The organism is Gemmatimonas sp. (assembly GCF_046594945.1).
Lineage (GTDB): Bacteria > Gemmatimonadota > Gemmatimonadetes > Gemmatimonadales > Gemmatimonadaceae > Gemmatimonas.
Genome location: NZ_JBKJRB010000104.1, coordinates 1 through 9,184, shown reverse-complemented (window position 1 = coordinate 9,184; position 9,184 = coordinate 1). Strand labels below are relative to the sequence as shown.

At 64.3% G+C, this 9,184-nt stretch carries 8 protein-coding genes; 3 read left to right on the top strand and 5 right to left on the bottom strand.

The features are described 5' to 3' along the window. Positions 1 to 137 precede the first annotated feature (137 nt). The 3 genes from ACLL97_RS12845 to ACLL97_RS12835 all read right to left on the bottom strand — a co-directional run bounded on the left by ACLL97_RS12845 (position 138) and on the right by ACLL97_RS12835 (position 3,507). Entirely contained in the window at positions 138 to 2,591 is a 2,454-nt protein-coding gene (locus tag ACLL97_RS12845; protein ID WP_411280870.1) for a zinc-dependent metalloprotease, read from the bottom strand. Between the two features lie 330 nt (positions 2,592 to 2,921). Beyond that, positions 2,922 to 3,305, bottom strand: coding sequence for a hypothetical protein (locus ACLL97_RS12840; RefSeq protein WP_411280869.1), 384 nt, complete (start codon positions 3,303 to 3,305; stop codon positions 2,922 to 2,924). Next, complete coding sequence (locus ACLL97_RS12835; protein ID WP_411280868.1) at positions 3,274 to 3,507, bottom strand: hypothetical protein; 234 nt, start codon at positions 3,505 to 3,507, stop codon at positions 3,274 to 3,276. Before ACLL97_RS12835 ends, ACLL97_RS12840 begins: the two co-directional genes overlap by 32 nt. A gap of 218 nt (positions 3,508 to 3,725) precedes the next feature. Between ACLL97_RS12835 and ACLL97_RS12830 the strand changes: the two genes are divergently transcribed. Together ACLL97_RS12830 and ACLL97_RS12825 are read left to right on the top strand one after the other, a co-directional pair. Next, positions 3,726 to 4,865: a ketoacyl-ACP synthase III gene (locus tag ACLL97_RS12830; protein ID WP_411280867.1), complete on the top strand. Its 1,140-nt coding sequence runs from the start codon at positions 3,726 to 3,728 to the stop codon at positions 4,863 to 4,865. Beyond that, on the top strand, positions 4,862 to 6,352 hold the full coding sequence (locus ACLL97_RS12825) for an amidohydrolase (protein WP_411280866.1): 1,491 nt from the start codon (positions 4,862 to 4,864) through the stop codon (positions 6,350 to 6,352). The genes ACLL97_RS12830 and ACLL97_RS12825 overlap by 4 nt, the downstream gene beginning before the upstream one ends. A gap of 24 nt (positions 6,353 to 6,376) precedes the next feature. Here ACLL97_RS12825 and ACLL97_RS12820 read toward each other — a convergent pair whose 3' ends face one another. Beyond that, the gene (locus ACLL97_RS12820; protein WP_411280865.1) at positions 6,377 to 6,940 is read right to left on the bottom strand and encodes a DinB family protein; all 564 of its coding nucleotides are present in this window, start codon (positions 6,938 to 6,940) and stop codon (positions 6,377 to 6,379) included. 110 nt (positions 6,941 to 7,050) lie between these two features. Beyond that, complete coding sequence (locus ACLL97_RS12815; RefSeq protein ID WP_411280864.1) at positions 7,051 to 7,290, bottom strand: CsbD family protein; 240 nt, start codon at positions 7,288 to 7,290, stop codon at positions 7,051 to 7,053. A gap of 191 nt (positions 7,291 to 7,481) precedes the next feature. Here ACLL97_RS12815 and ACLL97_RS12810 point away from each other — a divergent pair, with 191 nt between their 5' ends. Beyond that, a complete protein-coding gene (locus tag ACLL97_RS12810; protein WP_411280863.1) occupies positions 7,482 to 9,152 on the top strand; it encodes an ATP-dependent RecD-like DNA helicase in 1,671 nt (556 codons plus the stop codon). Positions 9,153 to 9,184: the final 32 nt, after the last annotated feature.

The window sequence follows — 9,184 nt, the reverse complement described above, 5'->3', positions numbered from 1 at the left end:
CAAACTGGAACGCACCACCGATGGCCTCGACCTATCCCTAGCGCCCGTAATTCCTAGCGCCCCTAATTCCTAGCGCCATTAGTTCTTGGTGCCCCTGGTTTTTAGCGCGGTTTACCGTTAGCGCTGTTTGCTAATGATCAAGGCCACGGCAGTATGATCACCGGGAATCGTGGCCGCGCGGTTGGGTCGTCGTTGCCGCTCATGAACATCGCGATGTCGTGACGCGCGGAAGCGACGTGTGCTTGGACGGCGGCGTCGGTGGACGACGCACCGGCAAGCCGGATATCGAGCGACTTGAGATGCATCAGCGCGGCGGCGCGCACGTCGGGCATGGCGCGCTTATCGCCGGCGAGATCGAGAATCGCATCGACGGCGGCGCGCTGGGCGGCGCGTTGGACGGCCTTCTCGGGCGCCGCGGTTGCCGAGGTGCTGCCCCACGTGCGCCGCACGACGGCGCGTAGGACTTCGTCGAGCGAGAGGGCCGTGTTGTCACGCCCCGCAATCAGAACCACGCGCGCGAGGCGCTCGCGGTCGAGCAGGTAGCCGATCACTTCCGTGGCCAATCCGCCGGCAAGTGTGACGGCGTCGAACGTGGTGCCGCCTTGACTGTCGATCCACGTCATGTCGCCGTTGAAGCCCGGCGGAGCCGGCGGGATCATCTTCTGCACACGCTCCGGGACCGTGAGCTCCGACGGCTGTATGGCGTCGAGTGCCATCGTGAGTGCGCGACGCTGCGTCGCGGCCGGCACGATCGTGGTGGGCGTTTGTCCGTCGCCTCGTAGCGTGAACGTGAAGTCCATGCCGCCCACATTCTTCGCGAGTCCTTCGAGCGAGTAGCGGTGATGCAGGTACACGTGCGCGAACCGCATGTTGAGCAGCGCCATCGGTTCGCCGGGTTTGATCGCGCGCTCGTCGAACTTGTCCATCAACACGCGACGCAGCTTCGACGTGCGCTCGACGGCGTCGAACATCGTGGCGCCTTCCACCCAACGCGTCACTTCGGGAATCGACCCGTTGGCGCCGGCGTACTGGTCGTTGATGAAGCGGATGTTGCGCGCGAAACCGTCCTTCATGATCGCGTCGAGTCCTGTCGCTTCCGACGCGCTGTCAGCGTACCAGGTGTAACCAAGCTTGATGGCGAGCGTATCCCACGCGCCGGGCCCTTTTCGATACGCATCGCGCAGATCGGGGGTGCCGTCGGCGGCGAGCGTGATGAGCGGATACGGATAGTCCATCACCGACGTGCGGCCTTGCGCGTGCGCGATGTAGTTGTGGGACAGGCCGAGCGTGTGTCCGATCTCATGGGCCGCATGCTGGCGACGGCGCGACATGGTGAAGGTTTCCGCGTCCACATTCGGGCCACGCGGTCCGGAGGCGGGAACGGTGCCGGCCCAGATGTTGTAGTCGACCAGCGAACGCCAGGCGTCCATGCGCACGATCGCGCGGATGATTTCACCAGTGCGCGGATCGCTGTAGCTGGGGCCCACGCTCGGGCCGGGACCGGAGCGGTGCACCCACATCAGCATGTTGTATCGGGCGTCCATGGGGTCGGCGCCGGCGGGCAGGTCGAGCACGCGGAAAGCGTTCTTGAAGCCGGCGGCTTCGAACACTTTGGCCCACCAGTTCCCGCCCTGTCGGAGCGCTTCGCGGTACGGCGTCGGGATGCCGGGATCGAGGTAGTACGTGACCGGCGTCAGCGGCTCCACGAGTTCTCCGCGACGGTACGCCGCGGGATCCGTCGGCACCAGGCGCCAGCGATTGATATAGCCCGCGCGATAGGTACCGTCGAAGCCTTGCGACAGATCGGCGAACTGCGTGCCGCCGTAGCCGAAGCGGGGATCGTAGGCGCGCGGGCGGTAGCTCGTGGGATCGGGGAGCACGACCAGCGAATGGTGCTCCTCGAAGGTCATGGCTTTCGGGTCGGGCGCGGCGCGGCGCGCGAGACCGCCCGGCGCGTCGCTCACAAAAGTGAGGACGGCGTGCACTTCCGCGTTTTTGGGGAAGGCCTTTGTGCGCGCGGTGTCGAGCCAGCTCCGGGCCGCATCCACGCGATACACGCCAGCCGCACCGCCGGCACCGACACCACCGGGACCGGCGCCGCCTCGGAGGGCGTCCGCCACGCCGTAGGCATCGGAAAGGAACAGCGACGTGGCGTCGACTGTGGTCACGCCGTCCTTCTCGCCGTCGACCACGAACGAGGCCACGACAGAACGCGGGAAGGCATCAGATGCCGCCTGCTGGCTACCGGCGTCCCCGTTCGGCGCCCGCACGCTCCAGTTGTCACGCACCAACAGTACGCGGCTCCCGCGGCGCTCAAGGCGCACGACCACGCTCTGCCCCATTTGAGCGCGATCGAGCCCCGGTCCGTTACTCTGCCCAAGCCCCGTCGTAAGGGTGACCTGATGCAAGAAATCCTTCCCCATCTGCGCCGCGGGGATGTCGAGCAGGGCTCGGTTACGGGCCTCGTCCACGCGAACACGCAGGAAGGGGGCGTCGGGAGCTTGGGCCGGCAAAACCGACGTGATGCCGGTGAGGGCGACCGCCGCCGCCGCGAGAACACGAGGGAGCAAACGTGGGCGAAGCGAGGACATGTGGCACGGGACAAGGTGGGCGGTCGACGAACTCCCGATTGTAGCACCGATGGAGCGGGGCGCGCTATGCGGCGCGCGGTGAAGGGCGCGCAGGGAAGGAGGTACTCATGACCCCAGACTTCAACTCAAAACTCGAGACTCACGTGAGTCTTGAGTCTTGAGTTGAAGTTTGGAGTCGTGAGTGATCCGTGCGCCGGCATCCGCACGTGCAACGACAAGAGCAACAGCCGGAACACGGATGAACGGAAACGGCACTGTAAAGCACAGATAATCCAGCGGCGCCGGGATGATTGATCTCGGCGCCGTTTCGCCAATCCGTGTCGTTCAGTGTCATCCGCCGTTTCCGTGTTCCCGCTGTTGCTGTTCCTGTTGCTGTTCCTGTTCCTGTTGCTGTTCCTGTTGCTGTTCCTGTTGCTGTTCTTGTTGCTGTTCTTGTTGCTGTTCTTGTTGCTGTTCCTGTTGCTGTTCCTGAAACTCTGCCGACACCAGTCGCCGCGTGTCGCCGGGCTGCGTGCGCACCACGATCGTCTCACCGTTCACCCGCGTACGCACGGAAGCGGTTCGCTCGCTCCGAACCGTCGGCACACCAAGCGCAAAACCCACAGCGCGCACGCCGTCGAATTTCACGGTGTCGCGGCCCAACCCCAAGTAGCCGCGCGGACGTACGATGAGCACGCTCGCGCTATCGGTGCGGGCGACCAGCGCTCGAAGCACTCGGATTGGGGAGGTCGACGGCGAATAGACGCGACGCCGGAGAGCCGTTCGACTCGAACCGCCAGATCACGTTATCCCAGAGACCCGCATGGTCGCCGTTGCCGTGTACGAAGATTACCGGCGTCTGGGCCTTGGCGATGAACGGAACGGCAGTGGTGGCGACGAGTACCACCATCGCGCGGCGGAGCATCAGACGTGGCATGACGGGGCAAAAACGGGGGAGTCGTGGGATAGCCATGCCGAGACTGTATTCCCGCGCAACAAAAGCGATGGAGAAGTGGGAAATCCGTGACCGAATGTTCTTGTGGCCTACCTCGCTCGACCCTAGCCTTCACGCATCAGTCCGCCGGCTCGCCTCCCACCCGCGAGCGTTTGACGCCGACCCAACGGCCCATCACGAACGTCTTACCTCCCCGTGCAATGACGTCTGCGCGCCATGCCGCAATCACCGGCTGGGGTGAAGCGCTCCCGCCCGCCATCCTGACCAACGACGATCTCTCGACTTTTCTCGAGACGTCCGACGAATGGATCACGCAGCGCACCGGCATGAAGGAACGCCGCGTGTCGCACATATCGGCCATCGAGATGGCCACGATCGCATCGGCGCGCGCCCTGGCCTGCGCCGGGCTCGAGGCGGGTGAGGTAGACCTTATCATCTACGGCGGCTGCAGTAACGAGGAAGCCGTGCCCAACAGCGCCTCAGGGGTGCAAATCGCCCTCGGCGCCACGCGCGCCGCCGCGATGGATGTCAACACCGCGTGTACCAGCTTCCTGTACGGCCTCTCCACCGCCACCGCGATGATCCAGACCGGCGTCGTGCGCAACGCAATCGTCATCGGCGTGGAGCTGATCAGCCGCTACATGGATTGGAGCAATCGCAACGTGGCGGTGCTCTTTGGAGACGGCGCCGCCGCCGTCGTGCTGCAGGCGACCGACAACGAGGAAGGGGTGATCGGCACGGTGCTCGGCTGTGACGCCGCAGCACGGCAAAGCCTGCGCGTGCGCGGGATCGGCTGTGGCTATGCGAATCGCGACGTGTCCCTGGGCGACACGCTGTGGGATTTCGACGGGCAGGTGATCTTCAAGCGCGCCGTGCACGGCATGAGCGAAGCGGCGGCGCGTGTGCTGCGCGAGGCCAACGAGTCGGCCGACAATATCGATCTCGTAGTGCCACACCAGGCCAACTTGCGGATCATCGAGGCGGTGGCCAAGTACACCGGTATTGGTATGGATCGTGTGATGGTCACTGTGCACAAGTACGGCAACATGAGCGCAGCCACGGTGCCGGTGAGTTTGGTAGACGCACTCAAGGAAGGACGGGTGAAGCCCGGCAGCCTGTTGCTGATGCCGGGATTCGGTGGCGGACTCACCTTCGGCGCACTCCTCGTTCGGTGGGGACAACGCACAACGCCGCTGGGCGAATCGTCGATCGTGATGCCGCCGTGCGAACAGACCGCACTCGAACTCGTGAACGAGATCCGAGCGAAGCAGGATCCGCACGGCCGCTCGCGGCACGGACTCATGGCCCCCGTGTTTGCGGAATCGCGGAGTGTATCGTGAATCGCCCGACAGCCGCGGCACTCGCTTGCGCGCTCGCCGGCGCATTTACTGCACCGCCGCTGGAGGCGCAGAAGGCAAAACCGTCCTCGGGTGCACCGAGCACGGCGGCAATGCTCATCGCGCTCGATGCGAAAGCCGACCACTACGCCGACGTCGCGAAACAGATCTGGGGGTTCGCCGAAGTCGGCTTCATGGAAGTGAAGAGCACGGCGCTGCTGCAGTCCGAGCTGAAGAGTGCGGGCTTCAGGATCACGGCCGGCGTAGCCAGCGAGCCAACGGCATTCGTGGCCGAATACGGCAGCGGCAAGCCGGTGATTGCGCTGCTCGGTGAGTTCGACGCGCTGCCAGGGCTCTCACAGGACGCTACGCCGTGGCGCAGCTCGCTCGTTGCGGGCGGGCCCGGCCACGGCTGCGGTCACCATCTCTTCGGCACCGCCAGCACGGCGGCGGCGATCGCGCTCAAGAGCTGGATGCAAGCGAACAGCGTGAAGGGCACGCTGCGCATGATCGGGACGCCGGCGGAAGAGGGCGGCTCTGGCAAAGTATACATGGTGCGCGACGGCCTGTTCAACGATGTCGATGCCGTGATCGCGTGGCATCCCGCCGATGAAAATTCGATCACTGGCGAGCGCACGATGGCGAACATCAGTGGCAAGTTTCGTTTCAAGGGGATCAGCGCGCACGCTGCCATGTCGCCCGAGCGCGGTCGTTCGGCGCTGGACGGCGTGGAAGTGATGAACGTGATGACCAACTATCTGCGCGAGCACATCCCCGATGGCACGCGCATTCACTACGTCATCACCGACGGTGGTCGCGCGCCCAATGTCGTACCCGACGAAGCCGAGGTGTACTACTACGTGCGTCACGTTGACATGAAGACGGTGAATGACGTGTGGTCACGCGTAGCGAACGCGGCGAAGGGCGCCGCGATGGGTACCGGCACCAGCTACGAGCTGCAGCTCATGGGCTCGGTGTACTCATTGTTGCCGAACGAAACGCTCGCCAAGGTGCAGCAGCGCGTCCTCGAGCGGGTGGGTGGCTATACCATGACGCCGGCCGAGAACGCGTTCGCCGAGCAGCTACAGAAATCGCCGCAGTTCGTGTCGCAGCCGCTCATCAACACGGCTTTGGTCAAGCCGCTCGTCATCGGCGCGGCGGGATCGGCCTCGACCGACGTGGGCGACGTGAGCTGGGTGGTGCCCACGGTGCAGCTGTCGGCGGCAACGTGGGTACCGGGCACCGCGGCGCACTCCTGGCAGGCCGTCGCCGCCGGCGGGATGAGTCTGGGGTCGAAGGGGATGATGGTGGCGGCCAAGACAATGGCGCTGACCGGCGCCGAGCTATTCCGGTCGCCGGCCACGATTGCGAGCGCGAAGGTCGAACTCGACGCGCGGCGCGGCGCCGACTTCAAGTACAGCACGGTCCTTGGCACGCAAAAGCCGCAGTTGGATTACCGCAAAGGCAGCGTACCGACGGGGAACAAGTAGTCCGTACGCAGTTATCAATCACTCTCACCACATCAGATCGGTGAGAGTCGCCGCATTGGGGCGCCGTGAAATGATCTCCCGACGCAGGATCACGATCTGACCGGCGTGGTAGGCCCCGTGCTCAGCCACACCGTCAGCCATCGTGGCGATATTGTACGACTGCTTCTCGACGACCTTCAGAAAGCCCGACGACATCACTTCGCACACGCGAACGGCCATCGATCGATAGGCATTGGCCATGCGAACCTGTGAGTCTTCCCAAGCCGCCGCCGTGCACGGAATGGGAATACGCGGCCAGTCTTCTGCCGGCGTCGGCTCCTCGAGCGCCATTCCATCCATGCGCAGCCGGGCGCGTTCGGCCCGCGCGGTCACGTGCAGTACAATCTCCCAAACGGTTTTCATACTCCGAATAGGGCGTTCGACGGCGTCAGCCGCGTTCAGCCCTTGAAGCGCTTCGCGCAGGGAGGGACCGTGCCACATCGGTCCGGTAATAGTGCGACGCAATCGTCCCGACAGGTGCCGAGCGTAGTCCATATAGACATACTCGGGGTGACGGACGGGCTTTGATTCGGTCTCTTCGATCGGCATGGGAGTTCCTCCGGTGCTGGGGAACCGCCAATAGAACGAAAGGGCGTCAGCGCATCGTCAGCGCTGACGCCCCTTACGTTAAAACGTCGATGACGCTTGTCCGACTCCGCCTACTTGGAATCGTCTCCGTCCAGCAGGTCGTCGAGCTTCTGCTGCGTCTTGCCCAGCGCCTGCTGCGCCTTGCCCTTGAGCTCTTCACCCATTCCCTTCAGCTGCTGGCCGCCGTCGCCGGTGAGCCCGCCCAACGCGTTCCGGGCTCGGCCCTTTGCCTCTTCCGCCGTTCCTTCCGCGCGGTTGACGAGGCCTTTTTGGTTGAGGTCGAGATCATCGGTTGGCTTCTTATCCGTCATGACATCCTCCGCTGAATGACAGCTGACTACGGCCCAGCTCGCCTGCGCACGCGTCAGCGAAAGGGCGCTTGCTGCGCCTAGATAAGGGCTAGGCATTCATTGTGCCAGCGCGTCGACTGTGAGATTCGGCACGTTCCACGGGCGGAGAACGAACGTCGGCAACGAGCCCCCACGACTGACTATTTTTCAGTATGTCGTCATTGCCACCCGCCCCGGCGGCGCCCGCCGAACCGCCGCACACCGACGCGGGGCTGCACCTGCTGCGCTTCACACGCGACGGTGACCTGCTGGTGTTCGACGAGAAGCGGCCGGGCGATGGCTTCGCGCAGTTCTACAGTCTCGAGCGCAACGAGCTTCGCAAGTTCGTCCGCGAGGCAGTGCGCACCAAGCTCGAGCGCGTGCGCGATCGCGATCTCTGTCAATCGGCGTTCGACCGGTATCGGGCATACCTGGCGACACTTCCGCCGGAAAAGCCGCCCGCGACGCGCAAAGCGGTCCAAGCGTCGCGGCGTCTGTCCAAGGTGGACCAGGGAGCCAGCGCCGAGCTTGCGGAGCTGTACGATCATCTCGATGTGCGTGATCCGCGTCCGCTGTTCGTGACCGGACGAGCGGGCACCGGCAAGAGCACCGTCCTGCGTCAGTTGGCCGCCGCGCAGGGTCGCAAATGCGTGGTGCTGGCGCCCACCGGTCTCGCCGCGCTCAACGCGGGCGGACAGACCATTCATTCGTTCTTCCGCTTTCCGCTCAAGCCGCTCACCGCACGCGACATTCAAGGTGGCCGGTGGTTGCAGGTGGCGCGGAAACTCGACATGCTCATCATCGACGAGATCTCGATGGTGCGCGCCGACGTCATGGACGGCATCGATGTCGCCATGCGCATGGCGAAGGGCAATGACTTGCCATTCGGTGGCGTACGCATCGTGATGTTCGGCGATCCGTTTCAGTTACCGCCGATCGTGTCGAAGGAGCAAACGGGTGCGTTCAGTGACTTGTGGTATGACACGCCGCACTTCTTCGATGCGTCGGTCTTCAAGTACGCTCCGTTGTCCACGATCGAATTCCGCACCGTGTATCGTCAGCGAGATCCGGTGTGGATTGCGTTGCTTGATCGCGTGCGCACCGCGACACCCACCGGCGACGACTATCGCCTGCTGCACACGCGTATCGATCGTGCCACGAACGACGAACTCGACGAGACGATCATTCTCGCCGCGCGACGTCTCGACGCCGAGCGCGTGAATCAGCGGCGTCTCGAGGCGCTCGATGATGCACCGGCCGCGTTTGCCGCCGAACGCAGTGGTACCTTCGGCTCGCCGGTCAGCACCGGCACGTTCAAGCAGGATCCGGCCCCGGATCCGCTCGTGCTCAAGCGCGGCGCCCGGGTGATGTTCGTGAAGAACGACGCCGAGGAGAACTGGGTGAACGGCTCACTGGGCGAAGTGCAGGCCATCAGCGCCACGGGTGCCATCGTGAAGCTCGATAGTGGCGCCATTGTCACGGTAGACGCGCAGGAGTGGCAGCAGCTCGAGTACTGGTACGACGACGCCGACGACGAGATCCGTCAGAAGGTGGTCGGTCGGTACAAACAGATGCCGCTGCAGCTCGCGTGGGCCGTCACCATTCACAAGAGTCAGGGGCTGACCTTCGATCGGGTGCACGTGCACCTGGGTCGTGGCGCGTTTTCACCCGGACAGACGTACGTGGCGCTCAGTCGCTGCCGCACGATGGAAGGGATGACCCTCGAATCACCGATCGGGGCGGGCGATGTGCGATGCGATCAGCGGGTGGTAGACTTCATGCTGACTCGAACGTCAGAACTCAGAACTCAGCTGGTTCAGGGACAGACATCAGACTTGGTATAGTGTTCAGAATTCAGCAACCATAGTGGCACCGT

Coding starts and splice junctions, on each gene's coding strand:
- ACLL97_RS12845 (WP_411280870.1), bottom strand. CDS start 2,591: ATGTCCTCGCTTCGCCCACGTTTGCTCCCTCGTGTTCTCGCGGCGGCG.
- ACLL97_RS12835 (WP_411280868.1), bottom strand. CDS start 3,507: ATGCCACGTCTGATGCTCCGCCGCGCGATGGTGGTACTCGTCGCCACC.
- ACLL97_RS12830 (WP_411280867.1), top strand. CDS start 3,726: ATGACGTCTGCGCGCCATGCCGCAATCACCGGCTGGGGTGAAGCGCTC.
- ACLL97_RS12820 (WP_411280865.1), bottom strand. CDS start 6,940: ATGCCGATCGAAGAGACCGAATCAAAGCCCGTCCGTCACCCCGAGTAT.
- ACLL97_RS12815 (WP_411280864.1), bottom strand. CDS start 7,290: ATGACGGATAAGAAGCCAACCGATGATCTCGACCTCAACCAAAAAGGC.
- ACLL97_RS12810 (WP_411280863.1), top strand. CDS start 7,482: ATGTCGTCATTGCCACCCGCCCCGGCGGCGCCCGCCGAACCGCCGCAC.